The 22945-nt window shown below is 71.3% G+C and carries 20 protein-coding genes; 4 read left to right on the forward strand and 16 right to left on the reverse strand.

All coding sequences use genetic code 11. The features are described from left to right. Window position 1: 1 nt before the first annotated feature. Genes KGQ19_RS01020 through KGQ19_RS01030 form a run of 3 tightly spaced genes read right to left on the reverse strand, consistent with a single transcriptional unit; the run spans window position 2 to window position 3796 of the window. The gene (locus tag KGQ19_RS01020) at window positions 2–1126 is read right to left on the reverse strand and encodes an ABC transporter ATP-binding protein (protein WP_212007108.1); all 1125 of its coding nucleotides are present in this window, start codon (window positions 1124–1126) and stop codon (window positions 2–4) included. Window position 1127: 1 nt separating this feature from the next. Next, the gene (locus KGQ19_RS01025; RefSeq protein ID WP_212007109.1) at window positions 1128–2717 is read right to left on the reverse strand and encodes an ABC transporter permease; all 1590 of its coding nucleotides are present in this window, start codon (window positions 2715–2717) and stop codon (window positions 1128–1130) included. Next, the gene (locus KGQ19_RS01030) at window positions 2714–3796 is read right to left on the reverse strand and encodes an extracellular solute-binding protein (protein WP_212007110.1); all 1083 of its coding nucleotides are present in this window, start codon (window positions 3794–3796) and stop codon (window positions 2714–2716) included. Before KGQ19_RS01030 ends, KGQ19_RS01025 begins: the two co-directional genes overlap by 4 nt. Window positions 3797–4047: 251 nt before the next feature. Between KGQ19_RS01030 and KGQ19_RS01035 the strand changes: the two genes are divergently transcribed. Next, window positions 4048–4881, forward strand: coding sequence for a DsbA family protein (locus KGQ19_RS01035; RefSeq protein ID WP_212007111.1), 834 nt, complete (start codon window positions 4048–4050; stop codon window positions 4879–4881). Window positions 4882–4893: 12 nt separating this feature from the next. Here KGQ19_RS01035 and KGQ19_RS01040 read toward each other — a convergent pair whose 3' ends face one another. The 3 genes from KGQ19_RS01040 to KGQ19_RS01050 all read right to left on the reverse strand — a co-directional run bounded on the left by KGQ19_RS01040 (window position 4894) and on the right by KGQ19_RS01050 (window position 6927). Further along, window positions 4894–5292 carry a VOC family protein gene (locus KGQ19_RS01040; protein ID WP_212007112.1) on the reverse strand — a complete coding sequence of 133 codons (399 nt, stop codon included), beginning with the start codon at window positions 5290–5292 and terminating at the stop codon, window positions 4894–4896. Window positions 5293–5357: 65 nt separating this feature from the next. Further along, window positions 5358–6248 (reverse strand): LLM class F420-dependent oxidoreductase, encoded by an 891-nt coding sequence (locus KGQ19_RS01045; protein WP_212007113.1) that lies wholly within the window; start codon window positions 6246–6248, stop codon window positions 5358–5360. 100 nt (window positions 6249–6348) lie between these two features. Continuing rightward, window positions 6349–6927, reverse strand: coding sequence for a TetR/AcrR family transcriptional regulator (locus KGQ19_RS01050; RefSeq protein WP_212007114.1), 579 nt, complete (start codon window positions 6925–6927; stop codon window positions 6349–6351). Between the two features lie 137 nt (window positions 6928–7064). Between KGQ19_RS01050 and KGQ19_RS01055 the strand changes: the two genes are divergently transcribed. Further along, window positions 7065–8069, forward strand: coding sequence for an NADP-dependent oxidoreductase (locus KGQ19_RS01055; protein ID WP_212007115.1), 1005 nt, complete (start codon window positions 7065–7067; stop codon window positions 8067–8069). 23 nt (window positions 8070–8092) lie between these two features. Here the strand turns inward: KGQ19_RS01055 and KGQ19_RS01060 are convergent, their stop codons facing one another. The 5 genes from KGQ19_RS01060 to KGQ19_RS01080 all read right to left on the reverse strand — a co-directional run bounded on the left by KGQ19_RS01060 (window position 8093) and on the right by KGQ19_RS01080 (window position 16976). Beyond that, entirely contained in the window at window positions 8093–9040 is a 948-nt protein-coding gene (locus KGQ19_RS01060) for an ABC transporter ATP-binding protein (protein WP_212007116.1), read from the reverse strand. Window positions 9041–9071: 31 nt separating this feature from the next. Further along, window positions 9072–11759, reverse strand: coding sequence for an FtsX-like permease family protein (locus KGQ19_RS01065; protein WP_212007117.1), 2688 nt, complete (start codon window positions 11757–11759; stop codon window positions 9072–9074). After that, window positions 11756–15097, reverse strand: a complete 3342-nt coding sequence (locus tag KGQ19_RS01070) for an ABC transporter permease (protein WP_212007118.1) — start codon at window positions 15095–15097, stop codon at window positions 11756–11758. The genes KGQ19_RS01065 and KGQ19_RS01070 overlap by 4 nt, the downstream gene beginning before the upstream one ends. A 171-nt stretch (window positions 15098–15268) precedes the next feature. Further along, entirely contained in the window at window positions 15269–16087 is an 819-nt protein-coding gene (locus KGQ19_RS01075) for a hypothetical protein (protein ID WP_212007119.1), read from the reverse strand. Between the two features lie 37 nt (window positions 16088–16124). Beyond that, window positions 16125–16976, reverse strand: coding sequence for an NADP-dependent oxidoreductase (locus KGQ19_RS01080; protein WP_368862039.1), 852 nt, complete (start codon window positions 16974–16976; stop codon window positions 16125–16127). Between KGQ19_RS01080 and KGQ19_RS51625 the strand changes: the two genes are divergently transcribed. Then, window positions 16893–17120 carry a hypothetical protein gene (locus KGQ19_RS51625; protein WP_307856308.1) on the forward strand — a complete coding sequence of 76 codons (228 nt, stop codon included), beginning with the start codon at window positions 16893–16895 and terminating at the stop codon, window positions 17118–17120. The two genes, KGQ19_RS01080 and KGQ19_RS51625, sit on opposite strands and share 84 nt — an antisense overlap. A 27-nt stretch (window positions 17121–17147) precedes the next feature. Here KGQ19_RS51625 and KGQ19_RS01085 read toward each other — a convergent pair whose 3' ends face one another. After that, window positions 17148–17765, reverse strand: coding sequence for an HAD family hydrolase (locus tag KGQ19_RS01085; protein WP_212007120.1), 618 nt, complete (start codon window positions 17763–17765; stop codon window positions 17148–17150). 366 nt (window positions 17766–18131) lie between these two features. Here KGQ19_RS01085 and KGQ19_RS50820 point away from each other — a divergent pair, with 366 nt between their 5' ends. Then, complete coding sequence (locus KGQ19_RS50820) at window positions 18132–19337, forward strand: PucR family transcriptional regulator (protein ID WP_212007121.1); 1206 nt, start codon at window positions 18132–18134, stop codon at window positions 19335–19337. A gap of 16 nt (window positions 19338–19353) precedes the next feature. Here KGQ19_RS50820 and KGQ19_RS01095 read toward each other — a convergent pair whose 3' ends face one another. The 4 genes from KGQ19_RS01095 to KGQ19_RS01110 are packed head-to-tail and all read right to left on the reverse strand — an operon-like array spanning window position 19354 to window position 22926. After that, on the reverse strand, window positions 19354–20145 hold the full coding sequence (locus KGQ19_RS01095) for an ABC transporter ATP-binding protein (protein WP_212007122.1): 792 nt from the start codon (window positions 20143–20145) through the stop codon (window positions 19354–19356). Beyond that, window positions 20142–21131, reverse strand: coding sequence for an ABC transporter ATP-binding protein (locus KGQ19_RS01100; RefSeq protein ID WP_212007123.1), 990 nt, complete (start codon window positions 21129–21131; stop codon window positions 20142–20144). The genes KGQ19_RS01095 and KGQ19_RS01100 overlap by 4 nt, the downstream gene beginning before the upstream one ends. Beyond that, window positions 21128–22009, reverse strand: coding sequence for an ABC transporter permease (locus KGQ19_RS01105; protein ID WP_212007124.1), 882 nt, complete (start codon window positions 22007–22009; stop codon window positions 21128–21130). The genes KGQ19_RS01100 and KGQ19_RS01105 overlap by 4 nt, the downstream gene beginning before the upstream one ends. Next, window positions 22009–22926, reverse strand: coding sequence for an ABC transporter permease (locus KGQ19_RS01110; RefSeq protein ID WP_212007125.1), 918 nt, complete (start codon window positions 22924–22926; stop codon window positions 22009–22011). The genes KGQ19_RS01105 and KGQ19_RS01110 overlap by 1 nt, the downstream gene beginning before the upstream one ends. Between the last annotated feature and the right edge of the window lie 19 nt (window positions 22927–22945).

Raw genomic sequence — 22945 nt, forward strand, 5'->3', positions numbered from 1 at the left:
GTCAGGACACGGGGTTGCCGACGGCCATCGTGGGCGGCCGGACTATGGCGTCCGCGGAATCGGCCGACGTGCCGATCGGGTAGGCGGATCCCTGGACGCCGACGTGAACCTGCTGCCCGACCGGCGGTGGCGCCGTGCTGACATAGGCGATCAGCGGTGGGCCCGCGACCGCGCTGTCTTCGAGCGTGAGCTCGACGCGCCAGTCGGTGCCACGGAAACGGGAATCGAGGATCCGGGCCGGGGTGGTGTCCATGCCTTCCGCCGCGAGCCGGAGCTGGCCCGGGCGCAGCATGACGGTTTGCGATCCGTGCGGGGTCTCCGCCTCATCCGCGAGCTCATCCGGTAGCCCATCCGCCAGCGGAACCGCGCCGAGCGCCGTGTCGGCCCGTCCGTCGCGCAGCACGGCCGGAAGCAGGTTCGCCTCGCCGAGCGTCCGCGCGATCTGCGCGTCGGCGGGCCGGTGGTAGAGCGCGTGGCCGCTGTCGGCCTGGACGATCCGGCCGTCGCGCATCACCGCAATGAGGTCGGCGAACGACAGGGCCTCGTCCACGTCGTGCGTCACCAGGATCGCGGTGGCACCGGCCGCGCGCAGGGTCGCGGCGACCTGGGCCCGCACCTCGGTCCGCAGCGCGGCGTCCAACGCCGCGAACGGCTCGTCCAGCAACAACAACTCCGGACGCGGGGCGAGCGCCCGGGCCAGCGCCACGCGCTGCTGCTGGCCCCCGGACAGCTGGTGCGGATGCCGGTCTCCGAGCCCTGACAGCCCGACGAGATCCAGCAGTTCGGCCACCCGCTCACGCCGGTCTGCCCGCGGCAGCCCGAACCCGATGTTGGCGGCGGCCGACAGATGCGGGAACAGCGCGCCGTCCTGCGGGACGTAGCCGATGTGCCGGCGCTCGGCCGCGACGTGCGTCCGGTCGTCGTTCAGGACCCGGCTGCCGACCGCGACGGTTCCGGTGCCCGACCGGTGGAATCCGGCGATCACCCGCAGCAGCGTGCTCTTGCCGCAGCCGGAAGGACCGAGGATGCAGGCCAGCGTCCCGTCCTGGACCGTCAGGTCGAGTCCGTCCAGGACCGGGGCGCCGCCGTGGCCGGCCCGCAGCCCGGAGATCGTGAGTCCGCTCATGTCAGGCTTCTTCCTTCGACAGACGGGCAGGGCCGAGCGTGCGGCGGGTCAGCAGGACGACGGCCGGGACCGACAGCGCGGTCATCATCGCCGCGTACGGGGCGGCGGCGCCGTAGGCCAGGCCGGTGGTGTAGGACCAGAACCGGGTGGCCAGGGTGTCGGTCCCGGTCGGGTGCAACAGCAGCGTGGCGGTCAACTCGGTGCTGGCGGTCAGCGCCACCATCGCGAACGAGGCGGCCAGCCCGGGCGCGATCAGCGGCAGCGTGACCCGGCCGAGCACGACCAGGCGCCGGCGGCCCAGCGAGCGCGCGACGTCCTCGACGCCGTGCGGGACCTGGGCCAGCGAGGCGCGCACCGCGGTCAGCGCGAGCGGGAAGAACAACACCACGTAGCCCGCGACCAGCATCGGCGGCTGCTGATACCACGGTGTGGCATAGCGGATCGCGAAGAACACCACGGCCAGCGCGACCGCGATGCCCGGCAGGGCCCGGGTCAGGTAGGCCAGGCGCACGATTCCCACGGACAGGTGTCCCGGATGCCGCCAGGCCAGCAGCGCGACCGGCACCGCGGCCGCGGTCGCGATCGCCGCGCTGACCAAGGCGTAGCCGGCGGTGGTCGCGGTCGCCGACCAGATCGAGGCCGAGGGCAGGGTGCTGGAGTTGCCCTTGGCCAGCCAGTATCCGAGCGCGTAGACCGGGACGCCGAGCGTGGTCCCGACCAGCGCTGCCAGTCCCACGACCGCCGGAGCCGTCCAGCGGCCCAACCGCAGCGGATCGGCGGGCCGCGTGGCCGCGCCTTCCCGGACCACCCGGCCGCGGCGCCGTCCGGCTCCGGCCTCCGCGCCGATCACCAGGACCGCCAGCACGATCAGCACCAGGGCCAGCACGGATGCCGAGACGGTGTCGAAGCTGGTCTCGAACTGGGTGTAGATCGCGGTGGCGAAGGTGGTGTAGCGCACCATCGCGAATGCCCCGTATTCGCCGAGCAAATACAGCGAGACCAGAAGTGCCCCGCCGGCCAGTGCGGGCCGGGTCTGCGGCAGCGTCACCCGCCACAGGATGTGCCAGCGGCCGTGACCGAGGCTGCGGGCCACCTCCTCGGTCGCGGCGTCGCCGCGTCGCAGGGTCGCGGCGGCCGGCAGGAAGACCAGCGGGTACAACGAAGTCGTCATCACCAGCACCGCGCCCCAGAACCCCTGCACCGAGGGGAACAGCGAGACCCAGCAATAGCCGTGCACGAACTCCGGGACCGCCAGCGGCATCGCCAGCAGCACGGTGAACACCCGGCGCCCGGGTATGTCCGTGCGCTGCGTCAGGAAGGCCGCGCAGAACCCGATGACCAGCGTCGCGGCCGTCACGGTGACCGTGAGCTCCACTGTGTGCCACAAAAGCGTGGTGACGAGCGGACGGCCGAGCAGCTGCCGGACCGAGGCCCAGCCGGACTGCCCGGCCTGCATCGCCACGAACACCAGCGGGCAGCACACGACCACGGCGACCGCGGCGGCCACCAGCGGCAGCGCGAACGGGGCGCCGGAAGCCCGGCGACGCAACGCCGCCGGGCCGATCGCCTTCAAGAACGGCTGGTCGCTCACGAAAGCAGGCCGACGCTCTGCAACAGGCTCAGCGCCTGCTTGCCGTCGCCCAGATCGGTCGCGGGCACCACCGGCCCGGCCGCCGACAGCGGCTTGGCCAGCTTGGTGGCGGCCACCCCGGCCAGCAGCGGGTACTCATAGCTCTGCGAAGTGGCGATGATCTGCTGCGCGGGCTGGGCCACCAGGTAGTTCAGGAACGCCTGCGCCGCCGGCTGGTGCTTGCTGGAGCCCAGGATCCCGGCCCCCGAGACGTCCACCATCGACCCGGGGTCCCCGGCGGCGAAGTAGGACAGCTGGCTGTGCACGGCACCCGCGCCGACCTCATCGCGCATCCGGTACCAGTAGTAGTGGTCGACGACACCCCCGGCGACCTCGCCCTTGTTGATCGCGGCGATCAGGTCCTCGTTCGAGTCGTACACCTTGCCGTTCGCCTTCAGCCCCCGCAGCCAGGTCTTGGTCGCGTCGGCGCCGACCGACTGGATCATGCGGGTGACGATCGGGGTGAAGTCGGTCTCGCTGGGCGCGATGCCGAGCTTGCCCTTCCAGGCCGCACCGGCCAGATCCTTCACCGATGTCGGCAGCTGCGAGGCCGGCACCGCCGCGGTGTCGTAGGCGAAGACCGCGCTGCGGGCCGAGACTCCGATCCAGTCCCCGGCCGCCGCGCTGTCCGCGGCCGGGACGGCGGCCAGCGTGTCCGCGTCCACCTTGGCCAGCAAGCCCTTCTCCTCCAGCGTGGTCAGCGTCGGCGGGTTCTCGGAGACGAACACGTCCGCGGGGGAGGCCTTGCCCTCAGTGAGGATCTGGTTCGCCAGTTCCGCCTCGTCCCCGGACCGCACGTTCACCTTCACACCGGTCTTGGCTTCGAAGCCCTTCACCAGTGCCTGCATGGTCTGCTCGTGCTGGCCGCTGTAGATGGTGATCGACTGCCCGCTCAGAGCGGTCCCGGACGCGGCCGCCACCGGCACGGTCGACGGCTTGGAGGTGCCGCTGCCGCAGGCCGCCAGCACCACTGAAGTCACGGCCGCCCCGGCGGCCAATACCGCTGACTTCCGACCGGATCGCTGGGCAGACGTGGGCACCGAGACCTCCATGGGGAACACAAGTAGCCACCCGACGGACGACGGGCGTGGGGGTGGAACTGAGGCACACCATACTTAGGCTTGCCTAAGCAAAGAAGAGGGGGGTCTCCAGGGCTTCGCGGACGCCGGGGAGCGCTCGGCTGGCGCCAGTGGGGGGCTTGGCGACAGTGGGGACTTGACGACACCGCGTCGCGGTGGTCAGATCCGGGAGGTTGGTCGTCCGGACTCGGCATGGTGTGGGGGATGGGGCTGTGGCTAAGCAGGACGCTCAGGACGAGAAGTCCGCACGGGCCCGGGTGGTGGCTGAACGCGAAGCTCAAAAGCGCAAGAGCATGCAGCGCCGCCGGGTGTCCGTCCTCGCCACGGTCGTGGTGGTGATCGGCGTCTCGGTCGGCGTCGGCATCGCGGTGAGTACGGCCTCTGCCAAACCGAAGGCCTACACCCCGCCGGCCGACGGCTCTGTGGTCGCCGACAAGTACGCGAACCCGGCGAACAAGGCGACGGCGCTGGCTTACGGTCCGGCGACGGCCCCGCACACCCTGACCATCTTCGAGGACTTCCGGTGCCCCTACTGCAAGGCGCTGGAAACCGGGTCGGCGTCCGTCTACAAGGCTTATGTGGCCAAGGGCACGCTGCGGGTGCTGTTCCACCCGGTGACGCTGATCGACACCAACGACAACGGCAGCGGCTCGTTGCAGGCCGGCAACGCGGCCGTGTGCGCGGCCACGGCCGGCAAGTTCATCGAGTACCACGACGTGCTGTTCGCCAACCAACCGGACGAGACCACCGACGGCTACAGCGCCACCGCTACGCTGATCGCCTTGGCCAAACAAGTTCCGGGGCTGGACACACCGGCCTTCGAGTCCTGCGTGACGGCCGGTACCTACAAGGGACTGGTCCAGCAGAACTGGTCGGACTTCAACGCGTTGTCATTGAAGGGCACCCCGACGCTGATGCTCGACGGCAAGGCCCTGACACTGCCGGACAACCTGTGGAAGGCCTCGAAGGACGGCTCGTCGCTGGCCGGTTCAGATCCGGCGGTGCTCCGGCAGGTGCTCCAGGCCGCGGGGCTTCCGGCGCAGTAGTAAGCCGAGCGCTCAGACGTCGGCCTCGATCGCGAAGGTGTTGCCGTCCGGATCCTGGATCCACGCGATCCGCCCGCCGCCGGCGCGCGCGCTGATCCCGCGCGCGTCGTGCTCGAACTGCTCGTAGCGGACGATCTCGACGCCGGCCGCGGTGAGCTCGTCCACGACCGGCTCGATGTCGTCGACGTACCACACGGCCAGCGTCGCCGCGGTCTTCCCGGCGGTCACCGACTGGTACACGTTCAGCGCCGGTCCGCCGCCGGAGCCGTAGATCCGACTGCCGCCGGCGATGTGGGCGCTCGGCCCGGACCACAGTACCGGCAGGCCCAACTTGCCTTCGTAGAACTCGACGGCCTTCTGGATGTCGGACACGGCGATCGAGCATCTGAGTTCGTAGTCACTCAAGGGCATGATCCAGGGTCGCACAGCCGGCGCGCCGAGGGGGCACCGCTGACTCCCCGTGTCGGGGGCGCCGCTCACTCCCCGCGCAGCGCCTCCAACACCGGCGCGAAGCTCTCCATCGCCGGCTCCAGCACGGTGAGGTACGTGAACCCGTACCGCTCCCGCTGCGCCCGCAGCTGCTCGGCCATCTGCTCGGTCGTGCCCAGGAGCAGGATCGGCAGGGCGAGCGTCTCGTCCTCGGTGAGGTGCGGGACGCTGCCGAGGTGCGGCCGGATCGCGGCGCGCCGGTCGTCGGTCGGGATCACGAAGTTGATCAGAAGATTGAGTTCGGCGGGCTCGGCCCGGTCGGCGGCGAGCTTGCGATACGTGGCGACGCGCTCGTCCAACTGCTCCGCGCTCAAGGCCCGCGGGGCCCCGCTCGGGTCGCCCGGAGCGGTGCCCGCCCCGGTGAAGGCGACGATGTCCGCGTGCCGCGCGGCCAGTTCCAGGACCTTGTTCCCATTGCCGCCGATCAGCAGCGGCGGACGGGGAGTCTGCGCCGGATGCGGTGCGAAGTCCTCGGCGACCGCGAGCCGGTCCAACTCCTCGATGGTGTGGCGCAGGTGCGCGACCCGCTCGCCGGGCGTGCCGAACGGCAGGTTCGCCTTGTCGTGCTCGGCCTTCACATAGCCGGTGCCCAGCCCCAGCTCCAGCCGGCCCCCGGTCAGCTGGTCCGTGGTGGCGACCTCGCGGGCCAGCAGCGTCGGGTTGAAGAACGCGGCGTTCAGCGTGAACGTCCCCAGTCGCGGCCGCTCGGTGGCCTCGGCGGCGGCGACGAGGGCCGGGAACGGCGCGGGCATCCCGAGATGGTCGGCCACGGCGATCACGTCGTACCCGAGCGCTTCGGCCCGGCGGCACTTCGCCCGCCATTCGGCCGCGGACGCCGGGATCATCATGTTGACACCGAATCGGAACGGGCGGTCCATGAACCTCACCTCACGAGTGCGTTGTCGCCAGCGGTAAGTGGCACCTCGCGGTGGATCATAGTACTGATATTCACGGTATGGGGCGTTCGACCTCAGCCGATCATCGAGGCCTGAGTCCGTCCATCAACAGATCCAGCAGCCGCGCGGCCTGCTCGGTGTCCTCGCGCTTCCCGGCGACGGCGAGCAGGCCGAGGATCGCGCTGCTGACGTCTTCGGCGCGGACATCGGCCCGGATCTGCCCGGCTTCGGCCCCGGCGTCGAGGATGGTGCCGATGGCCGTGAGCAGTTCCCGCCGGGTGTGGGCCAGCGAGATCTCGCCGGTGTCGACCATCGCCAGCAGCGTGTCGGTCATCCCGTGCTTGGTGGCCAGCCATTGCGCGAACAGGTCCATCCACCGCCGCAGCGCCTCGGCCGGCGGATGCTCGGCCAGCAGTTCCCGCGCGCCGGTGGTCAACCGGCCGACCTGGTCCTGGTACACCGCGTCGACCAGCGCTTCGCGGGTCGGGAAGTGCCGGTACAGCGTGCCGACCCCGACGCCGGCCGCGCGGGCGATCTCGCGCATCGAGGGCTCGTCGTCGGAGCCGGCGAAGACGCGGGTGGCGGCGGCGAGCAGCGTCTGGCGGTTGCGCGCGGCATCGGCGCGGACCTGGCCGGCAGCCCGGGAGGAGTCAGCGATCATGTCTAAACGGAACGTGTTCCGATTGAGCCCTGCATCGGGTTAGTATAGATCAGAGAAAGCGGAACATGTTCCGTTTCGCTGGATCCCGTGCTGCTCAGCCGCACGAAGCTGCATAAAGCCGTTTGAAGGAGCCCCCCATGACTGCCGCCCCCGACACCACCCGCACGGTGCGCTTCCACGAATTCGGCGAACCCGCCGACGTCCTGCGCCTGGAAACCGTCCCGGTTCCGGCTCCGGGCCCGGGCCGCGTCCGCGTCGCCGTCCACGCGACCGGCCTGGCGCCTGCGGACTGGGCCCTGTGCCGCGGCCTGTTCCCCGGAGGCCTGCCTCGGGGCATCGGATGCGACGTCTCCGGCACGGTCGAGGCCGTCGGCGCGGGTGTCACCGACGTCAAGCCCGGCGACCTGGTCTTCGGTACCGCCGACTGGGCCGGGCAGCCGATCGCCGGCGCGTCGGACCACGCGATCATGGATCACTGGTTCGCCGTGCCCGAAGGCCTGGACCTCATTCAGGCCGCGGCTCTGCCGATGGCGCTGAGCACCGCCTATTGGCACTTGACGCGCCTGGGGCTGACCGATGTCCCGGCCGACGGCACCGATGGCCCGGCCCCCGACCGCACGGTCCTTATCAACGGGGCCGGAACCACCATCGGCTACGCGGCCGTCCAGATCGCCCTCACCCGAGGGCTACGCGTGGTGGCGACCGCCGGCGCCACCTACACCCGGCAGCTGACGGACCTCGGCGCGGTCGTGACCACCTACGGCCCCGGCCTGCCGGCGCGTGTCAAGGCGCTCACCGACGCCCCGATCGATGCCGCCTTCGACACTGCCCCGGCCAACAACGCGCTGCCCGAACTCGTCGAGATCGTCGGCGGTGCGGCGAACAGGGTCCTGACTTGCTCGGATGTCGCCGCGGCGCCGGACCTCGGTGTCCGCGACTCGTTCCACGAAGACCCCGCGACCTTTACCGACGAAGAGCGCTACGGCGCGTTCCCCGAGTTCGCGCAGCTGGCCGCCGCCGGACGCTTCGCCGTGCCGATCGCCGGGACCTACCCGCTGGAGGACTGGCGCACCGCTCTGGACGTCAGTCTCACCGGCCATGCCCGCGGAAAGCTCCTGCTGCTTCCGTCCGGGTCGCACTGAGCCGGACCGAACCAGGAGAGTACTCAGGGCTCTGCGTCGGGTGCGGGCCCGGCTGCCGCCGGCCACACGCTGACGTGGTCCTCATCCAACGCCACCCGTACCCGATCGCGCAGCGCCAGCCGCTCGACGTACTCGCCGGGCAGCTGCAACCGCCCGGCCCGGTCCAGCATCACGTACTCCTCGGCGATCTGTCGCTCCGAGCCGTCGTCGTTTACCGCGACGTCCCGCACGGTCTCCGAGCTGGTCCGGCCGTCCCGGATCGCCACGGTCCGCCGTACCTGTCCGGCCACCGTCGCATCGTGCGTCACCACCAGCACGGTCACTCCCAGCTCCTGGTTCGCGGTCCGCAACGCCTCGAACACCTGCTGCGCGCCAGCGCTGTCCAGCTCGCCGGTCGGCTCGTCCGCGAAGAGCACGTCCGGCGCGTTGGCCAGCGCCACCGCGATCGCCACGCGCTGCTGCTCGCCCCCGGACAGCGCTCCGGGGCGGCGGCGCTGGACGTGGCCGACGCCGAGCAGCTCCAGCAGTTCGCCGGCCCGCCGCCCGGCCGCCGCGCCACGGGTACCGGCGTAGCTCATCGGCAGCATCACGTTGTCCAGCGCGTCCAGGTGGGAGAACAGATTCCGCCCGGTCTGCTGCCACACGAAGCCGACGACCTCGCGCCGATACCGCAACCGGTCGCGCGCCTTCATCGTCAGCAGATCGCAGCCCGCGACCGAGGCCGCACCCGCGGTCGGCGTGTCCAGTCCGGCCAGAATGGTGAGCAGCGTGGACTTCCCGCTGCCGGACGCCCCGACCAGCGCGACCAGGTCGCCCTTGTCGACAAGCAAGTCAAGGCCCTGAAGCGCCTGCACCTGCACCCCCTCGGCCTGGTGGATCCGGACCAGGTTGTCGCAGACGATGTGTGCCTGCGCCCCGAACCGCTCGCGCGGCTGCGCTGCGTGCGCTTCGAGGTCGTCCAGGGTGGTCATGGATCTCCTTCCGTCGGGCTGTGGAGTCGCGCTATCGGGAGTCGAATCGCAGGACGGACCCGAGCCGTCGGCGCCGCGCCAGACCGCTGTCGATCAGCGCGGCCAGCAGGACCAGCGCTACGACCCCGCTGCCCAGCGCCACGGTGGTGGCGAAGTCCACGCGGATCACCGGCTCGGCCGCGCCGCCGGTCACCGCCCGCAGCTCCAGCGCCGAGCCCAGCAACCGGGGAATCAGGACCCCGAGACCAGCCCCGGCCAACGCGGCCAGGAACGCCGGCGGCAGCAGCTGCACGATCAGCATGGACGTGGCCGACCGGCTGCGCAGGCCCATCGTCCGCAGGAACGAGACCGTCTCGCCGCGTGAGCGGGCCCCGGCCAGCAGTTCGAGCACCAGCGCGGCCAGCGCGAAGGCCGAGGCCAGTGCGGCACAGGCGTTCGCGACCAGGGCGAGTGAGGCAGTCAGGGTACTGGTGTCGAGGTTGTCGGTCAGGGTTCTGCGGGTCTGGATCCGGTACGTGATGTTCGCCGGCAGCGCCGCGCGGAGCTCGGATTCGCTGACGGCCGGACCATCGATCACCAGGGTGTCGGGGTCGGAGCCCGCGGCCAGCGGGACGATGAGGAAGGGACCGGCGGGGGACAGGCCGCCGAGTTCGGTGCTGACGACCCGCAGATCTGACGGGCTCAGGGCGGCGCCGGGGACGGCGCCGGCGCCGGTGAGCAGATGGGCAAGCCGCGAGGCGGGGTCGGCTTCCATCAGAGCCTTCACATCCACGGCGATCGTCTTGACAGGTGGTGAGGCGCCGCCGCCAGGGGTCCACAGCGCCTCTTCACCGATGACGTGCTGAACTCCCGCGACCGCCCCGACCTCGGCGCGTACCGCCGGGGTCAGCCCGCGTCCCTGAACGACGGCGTCGCCGCTGACCTCGTTCGCGGCATCGACGTGCGCTCCGGTGACCGTCCTGGTGACCAGGCCGCCGAACACCAGCCCGGCCAGCGTCAGCACCAAGACCAGCAGACCGGCGGCGCCGAGTCCCGGCCCGCGCCGGGCCTGAGCGAACGCCAGCACCGGCACCGCCGAACGTCGGCGACGGGCCCAGCGCAACGACCCGCCGAGCACGACCGGATGGACGCGCAGCAGCACCACCGCGCCGACAGTGCCGAGCAGCACCGGAACCAGGCTGATCTGCGGGTCGATGCCCGCTGCTCGCAGACCGCTGATACCTCGGCTGCGCAGGGAGACGACGGCCGCGACCGCGAGGATTCCCACCCCGGCCTCGACAACCAGGCGCCTGCGGCGCACCACGGCGGGATCCGCGGCCACGGACCGGAAACGACTCCTCGCCCACGTCAGCCCGGGCAGGAGGACGAGGCCCGCGACACCGATCGCCGCGAGGAGCCAGCCCGGTCCCGGCCCACTGCTCTGCGGGCCATGGCTCCCCAGCACAAGCCACACGCGCGCCGCGATCCACCCGACGACCAGCGCCGGAACCGTCACCACGGCACCGTGCACCGCACGCACCGCCATCAGCCCTCTCACACTGGCACCCCTGACCCGATGCAGCACGAGATCACGCTCGCGCCTGCCAACCGTCAGCCGGGCCGCGCTGAACATGGTGATCAACGCGACGGTGGCCAGGCTCGCCAGCGAGAACGAGTCCACGACCCACACCTCGGCGCGCGCCGTGACGAACCGGTCCAGCGTCGGCTTCACATCGGCGGCGATCGCCAACCCGCCCCGGGCGACCGTGAACGGGCCGCACTGCTCGGGCATCCCATACGACGCGGGGGTGCAGGGGTTGTCGAACGCGGGGTCCGTCATCCGCCCCAACTGCGCGGACAGGGCTGCCGCGCTGTCGGCGGTCATCGCGGCCGGCGCGAGCGGGAACGTGATCGTGGCGCCGACCGACCCGGCGGCGCTCGCCGTCGGCGTGATGGCGGCTATGCCGCCGGCGCTGGTCAATACGGTCGCGCGCTGAATCAGAGGACTGAAGCCGTCGCGTGCCGGACCCTGTCCGGACACGGGAGCGCGCAGCCAGGGGTGGGCGTACCAGAAGGCCGCCGTCGTCGGTGACGTGGTGTCGATCGGCTGGAAGAAGCCGACCACCCGCGCCGTGGCGGGCGTGGATCCGGGTGTGCCGGGGGACAGGGCGACAGTCTCGCCGATGGTGAGGTGCAGCACGTCCCGCGTCGCCGTCGACGCCGCAATCGGCACCACCCCGCTCGGCCCGGGCGAATCGACCGGCGGCGCCGTTCCGGCAACGTACCGCAAGCCTCCCGGCACCTGATCCGCGTACTCGACGCGCACCTCAGGCGCGACGCCACCCACGGTGGCCAACCCCGGTGCGGCCGCCGGCATGAACGGCGTGGCGATATCGATCGACGGCACACCCAGCATCGGCCGTGCCCACCCGGGCAAAGGCGCCAGCAACTGACTGGCGAAGCCACCGAACGCGTGCGCTGGCGTCCCCGCCGCACTGGCATCGATACCGAGCGTGTCCACCGTGACAGACACCCCGAGTCCCTGCTCAGCAGCGGACGCGACGCTTCGTCGCAGAGCCCGGTCATCCAACCGCGCCACCAAAGCCGGCCCCGCGCTCACCATCAGAGTGCTGACCCCTACGAGCACCGCCATACACGCCAGCAACGCTCCGTCGGCCCGCAACTCGCGCAAGGCGGTGCGGACCCGAACCCCCCGAAGTCCCCGAACCCCCGCGCTCATAGCTCGTCTCCCGCGCGGAGCACCCTGGCCACATCGAGTGCGGCCGCCGCCCGCGCGATCAGCGCCAGCGCGGCGACAACAGCCACGACCGTGCCCAAGCCGAGTCCCGCGGTACGCAGCCAGGGAATCAGCACCGCCATCTCCGGCAGCGCCGCCGACCCGTCAGGCGAGGTGGCCAGCAGCGGTTCGGTGAGCGCGGCGACCCCCGCGCCGATGACGCTCCCGCTCACCAGCGCCAGGACGGCCACCAGCCCCTGCTCGATCAGCAGCGCCGAGGCGAGTTCCCGGGGGCGCGCGCCGAACGCCCGAAGCGCGGCCAGGCCCCGCGAGCGTTCCCGGACCGAGCTGACCGTGTCCATCGCGAAGCCGAGCAACGCGAACAGCGGTGCCAGGACGACGCAGGCCGCGAACAGCCCCGACGATCCGGCGCGCACGACGTCGTAGCGTCCGGCTGCCACCGCGCCGCGCAGCATCGGCGTCCCGAGCTCCGGATGCGCGGCGAAAGCTTCGCTGACTTCTGATTCGTTGCCCGGCGCGGCCTTGAGCAGCCACGTCGCGTCGGTCGGCGGGGCCAGGCCGAGCGTGGGCAGCTGATCGGCGAGGGTGGCGAGGTCAAGGATCACGGCCGGTCCAGCGCTCTGTCCGGGCACGGCGGTGACGACCCCGGTGATGCGCAGCGTGAGCTGAGGCGGCGGGGCATCCGCACCGGCCAGGGCGGACGGCGGCGGCGAATCGTCGGTGTCGAGCGTGACCGTGTCGCCGACATGCGTCCCGGTCCCCTTCAGCAGATCCTGGTTGACGACGGCGGGCAGGGCCGGAGCCAACCCGTCGGCGAGCGGAACCGGGAGCGTGGCGCTGACCGTGAACGGCCCACGCCGATCCGCGCCGACGTCGTTGTCTCCCGGCGTCAGGAAGGCCAGCGTGGTCAGCGCGTTGCCTGGCGCGCGACCGCGACACAGAACGCCGCCGGACTCCTGGCCCGGGGCAGGCTGGTGAACCGGCAGCGTGCAGGCGACCGTGTCGGATCCCGCACCCGGTACGCCCGGCTGCATGCCGTCGACCAGCCACGTGGCGCCGTCAGCGGGCATCACGCCGGGACCGGTCGGCACGCCGTGAGCATCGACCCCGGTGATGCTGCGAACGTCGATGCGCACCAGGTGCGTGATCGGTGACTCGGGCGTCAGAGCACTGATGGACGTGACCCGGAGCGGATACGACAGCGGTCCGGCGTCCGTGAGATCGAACACGGCTTCCCCGGTGGTCAACGGCACCGCGCGGGTCGTAGTGAGCCCGTCGGCGTCCACGACACCGAGTTCGAGTTCTGACCCCACCGGGAGCGCGCCGTCGGAAACGGCGGTCGTCATCGCCACCGTGAGCCGCACCGGCCGACCGGGCAGCGGCAGTCCGCCGAGCGGCGTGCCGCCGAGCCGGGCCAACGCGCCGCGCGCCGCCGCCGAGGCGGTGCCGGGACCGAACGCCAACACGGCGCCGGCGGTGCGCGGGTCCACGCCGATCAACGTGGTCGCGGTGTGGGTGCCGTCGGCGGTGGTCGCCGGTGTGGACCACAGCGGCGTCTCGGCAGTGACTCCGGGTACTGATGTATAGGCGGCATGCCGAGCCGAAGGCGGCAGCGCGGAACTGTCGACCCGCACATCGGCGCCGATCCCGAACGCCGCCTGGTCGTCGACGTTGCGCGTCCGCATGGCGGTGGCGGTCAGCGCGAGGGAACCCACCGAGATCGCCATCACCATGAGCAGCAACGCCCCGGTCAGCCGGGAGGTACGCCGACTGACCTGCCAGATCCCGAAGGCGCCGGTCAACCCACGTCGCCGCCGCGCACACCGGTCCAGGGGCCGCGCCAGTAGCGGAAGCAGGCGCGGCACCAGGATCGCCAGGGCCCCGGTCACCACGGCCGGGACCAGGATCAGCACCGGATCGAGGGAGAGCGGCGTATCGACCGTCTGAGTGCTGATTCGGTCGGCCAGCGGTGACCGGTAGTGGTCGAGTTGCACCAACCCCCAGGCCGCGACCCCGGCCAGCATCAGGTCCGTCCCGGCCCGCTGGAACCGGGCGGCCCGGGCACTCCGGCGACGTATCGCGGCGCCGGGAAAACGCTCGACCGCGTCCGGCCAGGTGGCGGCGACGGCGAGACCGGCGTGCGCGATGCCGACCGCGGTCGCTATCGCCACGGTCAGCAGTCCGGTCGCCGGGAAGGTCAGATCCCTGACATGAGCTACGTCGCCCAGCAGCCGAGCCGCAGCGGGAGCGACCAGGGGAACGGCCACGACCAGCACCACGCCGACGCCGAGCCCCTCCGAGCCGGCCGCGCCCAGAACGCCTATGGGCCCGGCGCCCCGGCTCCGAGCCAGCACCACATCCGCCCGCCGCCGCGCCGCCACCGTCCGCGCCGCCCGCACCATCGCCGTCCCGGCCAGCAGGACCAGGACCCCGATCGGCACCGCGAGCCCGGCCTCCCCGACGAGCGCCGCGCGCCGCGCCACCGTCCGCTGCGCCGGGAGCGCCGAGGAGACGATGATCGCCGGACTGATCGGCGCGGCACCGGGCGCCGCCCGGGCGTCCTGGCTGATGATCGCGGCGTCCGCGCGATCCACGAGCCCTGACAACCGGGCTGCCGACAGTCCGTCCAGTCGCGGATCGACGATCCAGGTCGAGCTTCCGGCCAGCCCGAGCGCGTCAGTCCCGCTGAGCGCATCCGGCGCCACGACCAGTACCTGAGCGGGACGCGCGGCGGTGTGCGGCAGCGCGGCCGGCGGCAACGCCTGCCACAGGGCACTGTCATCAGCCCGATAGACGCCGACGACCGTAGCCGAACGCGTAGTGGCCGGATCCGCGAGCTGACCGATACCGCCGAGGCTGAGGACGCTGCCCGGCCCGAGGCGAAAGGAACCCGCCAATGTGTCCGGCACAGCGACTTCGAGCGGCGGCGCGGTACCAGTACCCGCCGAAACCACCTGCGCGACCGGCCACCTACCGGCGGTCAGCGTCGCATGACCGGCGATATCGGGACCGGTGACAGCCACGGCCTCATCGCTGAACGGCTCCGCCGCACCCCCGGCCACCTCAAGCGACCGCGAGGCGTCGACCCGATACACCGCCCCGGGCACATCCGCCAGAAACCGCCGCGCCGCGCTCTGTACCGCCGCGTCCTCGTTCCCCGTACCGGCAGCCTCAGCAGCCTGATACGTCCCCAAGTACCGCAGCACCCGGTCGGCGGCCGAAGCCCCGCGCACCACCACCGGCGCCTCAGAACGGGCCAGTCCCGCGACGAAACACCCGAGCGTCCCGAAGACCACCGCGGCCGCCGCCGCGACCACCATCGCGGGCAGCCCCGTACGCCACCGATGACCGGCGCGCCTGAACCCCCGCCGAACGCGCCGTCTCACCCCACGGGTCCTTCCCGGCCGCTGTGCTCGGTGTGCCCGTACAGCGGCGAGAGTACCGAGAATCGACGCCGGGTTGCAATAACCAGACAGCCAGCCGCAATTTCCCTACGTGTCCGGCCCCGCCCACTTCGTCCGCCGCTGAGCCCACTCAAGCCGCGGCCACATCAGGTAGAGCCCGGCGACCGCGAGCGGCACGACGAAGCTCGCCGCCACCTCCGTGTCGTACGCGTGCGAGAGGCTCAGCGCCGCGGTCACGGCCACCGACAGAGCGGCCAGAAGATACGCGGCAGCCATCCGCTCAGGATGCACCCTGAAGTAGGTGAAGTAGAGGGCTGAGACGGACTCGAACAGCACGGTGAACACCAGCAGCGCCAAGAACCCGCCGCCGTCGTTGCTGCCACGCCGGGCCGGGTTGGCGTAGGTGGAGACGTCCCCGTCGCCGACAGTACGAACCGTGACGCAATGGCCCCGCCACAAGGTGACGACGGTGGCCGCCCCGAAATCGGGCTCGCCATCCGTGTCGTCTATATCGGCGACGACCAGTGCGCCGCTCGATAGTCGGAGCGTGAGGTTCCACACCGGGTCTTTGCCTCCGGACAGCGAGGCAGACTTCAGCGTCGCCGCCACCTCCGCCTTGCAGTCCGCCGAAGCGGAAGGCGGCACGGAAGGTGGCGCGGCTGAGGCGCACATCGGCGCGGCATCGAAGCGCACCGATTCGGCATGGGCCCTGGCATCGGCCAGCGCGAGCAGCACTGACCCTACGGCGGCCAGCAGGGCGAGGAACCCGAAGACGCAGCCCGCGCCGTGCGCGAACTTCCGCGTCATCGGCTGCCGGGGGCGCGATGCACGGCCTGACGACACCTGAGACAGCGACATTCGGTTTCCCCTCCCGAAGCCACTGATCGTACGCGGCGGCGCGGTCATGTACGTTCTCGCCTACGGGGAACCCTGCCGCCGGCTCTCAGACGGCGATGACCCGGCGTCCTCGCGTGTGACCGGCCTGGCTGTCGACGTGTGCGGCGGCGGTCTCGGCGAGCGGATAGGTCTTCTCGACCGGGATGCGGAGCCTTCCGCGGGCGATGAGGCCGACGGCCTCGGCGAGTGCGTCCGGCAGGCTCCCCGCCACGCCGGAGAACCGGACGCCGAATTCCGGCGCCCCGAGATCGGCGATCGAGATCACCTTCCGCGGATCCCCGGTCAGCTCCACGAGTTCGCGCACCACGCCCGAGCCGGCCAGGTCGAGCGCCGCGTCGACGGGGCCGAACCGCCGTACCCGCTCGACCCAGCCCTCGCCGTAGGTGGTGGCCAGGGCGCCGAGGCTGCGTACGTAGTCCTGGTTCGCGGCGCCGGCCGTGCCGATCACCTTGATGCCACGGTCGCGGGCGACCTGGAGCACCGCCGATCCGGCCCCGCCGGAGGCGCCGCTGACCAGCAACGTCTGGCCGGGCCGCACCCCGACCTCGTGCAGGACGCGCAACGCCGTCTCGACCACGGACGGATATCCGGCCGCCTCCTCGAACGCCAGGCCCTCGGGCATGCGGGCCCACACCGAGAGCACGGCGTACTCGGCGAAAGTACTCGAGCCCTCGCCGAACACCCGGTCCCCGACTTCGAACCCTGTGACGCCCGCGCCGATCTCGTCCACCACCCCGGCGCCCTCGATCCCGATCCCGGCCGGCAACTCGATCGGACGCGCCTGCTGGAACTGGCCCTCCCGGAGCCGCCAGTCGTGGGCGTTCACCGCCGCGGCGCGCACCGCTATTCGTATCTGGCCCGGGCCCGCGTGGGGCTCGTCGGCGTCGGTGAGCCGCAGGACATCCGGACCGCCGAACTCGGCGAAGATCACCTTCTTCGTGCCGACGATCCGCAGGCCGCGTCGGACGAGGTGTTCCGGATGATCGACGCGGCCTGGGAGGCCGCGCTGAGTTCGTCCGAAGACGGTGAAGAAGGCTCCTGATTCGGCTTTCCTACTGGATCGGGCGCGTCAGATCGCCAACAACCGGCGCAGCTTCGGAACCGTGATCTGCTCATCGACGCCGTGCAGCGTGGCCATCCCCATGGCGGCGGCCGGCGGCAGATTCTGCTCCGAATCGTCGACGAAGACGCAGTCCTCGGGCGCCACCTTCAACAGCTCACAGGTCAGCTCGAAGATCCGCGGATCCGGCTTCCGCATCGCATAGCGATCGGAGAACACGACGACATCGAACTTCCCCGGCAAGTCATACAGCGCATAGGGATCGTAAGGCGCGCGTCCCAACGAGTTGGTCAGCACCGCGGTCTGCACGCCGGCGGCGCGCGCATCGGTGACAAGCCGCAGCATCTCGTAGGCCGGATCCATCTCCAACAAAAGCCGGCCCATCAGATCCTCCGGCCGCACCCCGATCAGCGCCGCCATCCCGACATTCCACTCCGCCTGATCGATCTCCCCGATCTCCAGCTGCTGATACAACTGCCGGCCTTCCGGCGACCCCCACCCTTCGCTTAAGAACGTCATCGGCCGCAATCCCTCGCGCTGCTCAAAACGTGCATATACCTCCACCAGGCTGTCGGTCAGCACGCCGGCGAAATCCGTGATCAAGGCCTGATAGCGGGGTGACGTCATGGGATGAGATTAGCGATGTGGTGGCGATGGCCGCACTTGGCATGGAATGGTGTGATCCAGAAGCACCGCATTCTGTGGGCCGACAAGTGGAATTGGTGACAGGCCCCTGAGGGGTCTCGGATGTACTCCCCGACGGCGGACATCGCTGCTCGCGTCCTGGTGGGGCGGAGGCGTTCACGCTTCAGTTGGACGAACGGACCGACCAGCTCGCGCAGCAGCCGGAGATTGTCTGAGCCGGGCCTGTACGACAGCAGGCCCCCCGCACGGCGCGAAGGCCGTGTCCGGATCGCGAAGGCCGGGACCAGATCGCGACGGCTGCGCGATTCGACCTTCGCGGAGATAGCCCCGCGACTAGCATCTCCAAGTATGGCGGCAGCTCATTCGCCGGAGGTCGAGGCTGAGGCCCGGGCCCTCGTGGCGCGGTTCGCGGAACGGCTCGACGAGCTGGCCGATCTCACGGCCGCGCACATCCTGGCCGAGTCGGCCGTATTGCGTTCCCTGGTGGCCGAGCCCGAACTGCGGGTCACCTGTGCCCAGAACATCAACCAGCTCCTGACCGTGCTCGGCGGCCGGCCCCCGGCCGGCTCGGCACCGGCCGACACCGGGCGGGCCGGCGTACGCGACGGCGTCCCGATGTCGGCGCTGTTCGACGCCTACCAGATCGGGGCGACCTTCCTGTGGGAGGAACTCGCCGAAGCCGGAGCCCGCGACGGGTGGTCGGCGGCCGCGGTGATCCTGCTCGCGACCAAGTCCTGGCGGCACCTTCACGACTTCACCACCGCCATGTCCGAGAGCTACCGTGTCGAGCTGGAAGCGCGGGTCCGCAAGCAGGTGCGCAGGCGCTCGGCGTTGGTGCAGGCGCTGCTGGAAGGGAACCTGGCCGACCCCGAACTGTGGGAAGCCGCAGACCTCTTACGGCTCCCGCACCGAGGCCCGTATGTGGTGATCGCCGCGCGAGTGGCCGCGATCGCGGAGTCGGCACTGCCGAGCATCGAGCAGACACTCGACGCCCTGGGCATCGGTTCCGCCTGGCAGCTCACGCACGACCTGGAAGTCGGTGTGGCCAGCCTGCCGCGCCCCGGCGACCAGTTCGACCGGCTGATCGAGAAGCTCGACGCGGACGGCGCGAGCCGGGTCGGTGTCAGCCCCCTGTATGAGGACCTGGCAGCCACCTCGCAGGCCGTACGGCTGGCGCAGATCGCCCTGCGCGGCGCCGCAGACCAAGGCCGGGTCGTGGTTTTCGGGCGGGACCCGCTATCGGTGGCAGCGGCCAGCGCCCCGGACGTGATGAGGCGGCTGGCCCGCGCGATCCTGGCCGGACTCGACACCATGCCGGGCGAGGACCGGGTCCTGCTGCTGGACACGTTCGGCGCGTGGCTGGACTGCTCCGGCTCGGCCGAGGAGACGGCACGGCGCCTCCACGTCCACCCGAACACGGTGCGCTACCGCCTTCGGCGCCTGGAGGAGCGAACCGGGCGCTCATTGTCGGACCCCCGGCAAGTGGCGGAGTTGAGCCTCGCTTTCGAGGTCGTGCGGGGGCGGGAGCCGAGGTCGACAGTTGTCGAGACATAGCGGGTAGCGGCGCGGATCAAGACCTCTGCTGAAGCGCGCGCCGCTGCTCGGAGATCTCCTCGGGGCTCCATCCCGCATGCGGCACCGAAGAGATCAGCAGCCTGGTATACGGGTCCTGCGGATCGGTGAGCAGCGCCTCGATCGCTCCGCGTTCGACGACCACGCCTCGATGCAACACCAGCGCCTCGTCGCAGAGGTAGCGCACGACGGCCAGGTCGTGGCTGACGAAGACGATGCCGATGCCGGTCTCCCGGCGGATGTCGGCCAGCACGTTCAGTACCTGGGCCTGGATCGAGACGTCGAGCGCCGAGACGGCTTCGTCCAGGACCAGCACGTCCGGTTCCACCGCCAGCGCCCGGGCGATGGCGGCCCGCTGCCGCTGGCCGCCGGACAGCCCGCGCGGCTTCGCCGCCGCCTCCCGCGCTCCCAGCCCGACCTGGTCGAGCAGCTCGGTGACGCGCGCCGCCCGGTCCGGGTGACGGTGCAGGCGCAGGACGTCGTCCAGGGCCGCGCGGATCGTCAGGCGCGGGTCGAGCGACAAGTAGGGGTCCTGGAAGACGATCTGCACCGCCTTGGCCCGGGCCAGCCGCGAGGCGGCGGCCAGCGGCTCGCCCTTCACCAGGATCTGGCCCCGGTCCGGGCGCTCCAGACCGATCAGCATCCGGGCGGTCGTGGTCTTGCCGGAGCCGGATTCGCCGACCAGGCCGAGGGATCCGCCGGCGGGCAGCGTGAAGGACAGGTCCGAGACGGCGACGTTCGTGCCGTATGTCTTGCACAGGCCCGTGACGTCGAGCAGCGGCGTGCTCATCGCAGCCCCTCTCCTTGGGTTTCGTCGATCAGTTCCGCGGCCCGCAGGCAGGCGACCTGCGAGTCCCCGTGCCGCTCCAGCGTCGGGGTCGTGGCGTCGCAGAGCCCTGGCACCACGTGCGCACACCGTGCGGCGAACGGGCACCCGCTGACCGCTTCGGCGAGCCCCAGCGGTGCGCCGGGGATCGGCGCCAGCCGGGGCATCGGCCCGGTCAGCGGCGGTGCCGAGCCGAGCAGGCCGCGGGTGTAGGGGTGCCGCGGTACGGAGGTGAGCGCGGCCGAGGGCGCCGCTTCCATGATCCGGCCCGCGTACATCACGTAGACCCGGTCGCAGACCGAGGCTGCCAGGTCCAGATCGTGGGTGATCAGCAGGATCCCCAGTCCGCGGTCCCGGCGCAGCCGACCGAGGATCGCCATGATCTCGGCCTGCGTCGTGACGTCCAGCGCGGTCGTCGGCTCGTCGCACAGCAGCAGCCGCGGATCGGCGGTCAACGCGTAGGCGATCATCACTCGTTGCAGCATCCCGCCGGACAGTTCGTGCGGGAACTGCCGCAGATGCCGCGGCGGGTCCGGCATGCCCACCGCGCCGAGCAGCTCCAGCGCCTGCGCCGTCGCCTCAGCCTTGGACCTGCCCTGGATCCGCCGAAGCGGTTCGGTCAGGAAGTCGCCGATCCGCCGGACCGGGTTCACCCCGGCCCGCGGGTCCTGGAAGATCATGGACGCGACCGAGGTCCGGACCCGCCGCAAGTCCCCTGGGCCGGCGGCGACCACCTCGGTGCCGCCGACGACTACGGACCCTGAGACGGTGGCGCCGCCCGGGAACAGCCCCAGCGCGGTCCGCGCCGTGACCGACTTCCCCGAACCGGACTCGCCGACCAGGGCGACCGCCTCGCCGTCGTGCACCGCCAGCGAGACCTCGTCCAGGATCGGGCGCCCGAGGCCGGCCATCGCCACCGTCAGGCCTTTGATGTCGAGCAAGGTGTTCACGCCTTCGCCTCCCGTCCGGCCAGCCGGTCCCCGAAGTGCTCGCCGATCACGGTCACCGCGACGACCACCACGACCACCAGCACCGCCGGCAGCACCGCGGACAGCGGCTGGCCCTCCAACACCGCGGCCTGGCTCTGGTTGATCATCGCGCCCCAGTCCGGCGTCGGCGGCTGGACGCCCAGCCCCAGGAACGACAACGCCGCCAGGTCCAGCAGCGCGTAGCCGAAGTTCACCGTCGACTGCGCCAGAATCGTCGGCCCGACGGCCGGCAGCAGCCGGCGCAGCGCGATGAAGGCGGGGGAGTGCCCCTGCACCCGGTACGCGGCTATATAAGGACGCGTCTTCTCCTGGGCGGTCAGGCTACGTACGAGCCGCGCCGTGTAAGGCATGTAGGCGATCGCCATCGCGACCACCGGCGCACCCAGCCCCTTGCCGAACAACGCCACCGCGAGAATCGCCAGCAACAACGACGGGAACGCGAACATGACGTCCAGCACCCGCCCGATCAAGGCATCCACCCAGCCGCCGCGCCACGCGCTGAACAAGCCGACCAACGCCCCGAACACCGTGGAGAACAGCACCACGCCCAACGGCCCGAGCAGACTCGTCCGGCCGCCGGCCAGCAGCTGGGAGAAGGTGTCGTGGCCGCCGGCGTCGGTGCCGAGCCAGTGCGCGCCGCTCATCGCGACCAACGTGTTCGACAAGTCGCCGTCGGTCGGGTCGTAGGGCTCGAGCCAGGGTGCGAACACCGCGCCGAGCCCGACCAGTACCAACAGCACCGCGCAGATCCGCACCGGCCAGGTCAGCCGTCCCAGCCGGGCCGCCCAACCCCCGAGCCGGGACTGGAGCCGTGGATGTGAAACCGTCGCCGTACTCATCACGCCGCCCGCACTCTCGGATCGATCAGCGGATACACCAGGTCCACCACCGTGTTCACCACCACGAACGTCGCGACCACCAGCAGCACGATCGCCTGCACCACCGGGAAGTCCATGTGGTCCACGCTGGTCACCAGCAACGACCCCACACCGTTCATCCCGAACGCCGACTCCACGATCGCCGTGGAGACCAGCAGGCCGGAGATCAGCAGGCCCGACACGGTCACCACCGGGCCGAGCGCGTTGCGCAGCACGTGCCGCCGGATCACCGTCGAGCGCGACAGCCCCCGGCTGGTCACCACCTCGACGTGCTCGCGTCCCAGCTCCTCCAGCATCGACGCCCGCGTCACCCGGGTGACCAGCGCCATGAAGGTGATCGTGAGCGCGACCGCCGGCAGCACCATGTGGTGCAGCTCGTCGCCGAACCCTGATCCGGTGCCCACGGTCGGGAACCACCCGAGCCTGACCCCGAACACCGAGCGCAGGACGATGGCCGCGGTGAACGACGGCACCGCGGCGCCGACCGTCACCAGCACCACGACGCCCTTGCCCTTGCGCAGCGCGCCGAAGATCCCGAGCCCGACGCCGAACACCACGATCAGCACCGTGGACAGCCCGACCAGCAGCAGCGTGGACGGCAACCGGGAGCCGATCACCGAGGCCACGCTGGCGTGCAGCTGGTAGGACTGCCCGAAATCGCCGTGCAGCATGCCCGTCAGCCAGTCCCAGTAGCGGACCGGGAACGGCTTGTCGAAGCCGTACTCGTGCCGGATCGCGGCCAGCTGGTCCGGACTCGGCGAGCGGCCCTTCACCAGGAACGCCACCGGATCGCCGGGCGCCAGGTACAGCGAGGAGAAGACCAGGAACGAGGTGACCAGCAGGGTCAGCGCCATCGCGCCGACCCTGCGCAGCCACATCACAGGGCCGAGGTTCGCG

This window comes from Catenulispora pinistramenti, assembly GCF_018274385.1.
Lineage (GTDB): Bacteria > Actinomycetota > Actinomycetes > Streptomycetales > Catenulisporaceae > Catenulispora > Catenulispora pinistramenti.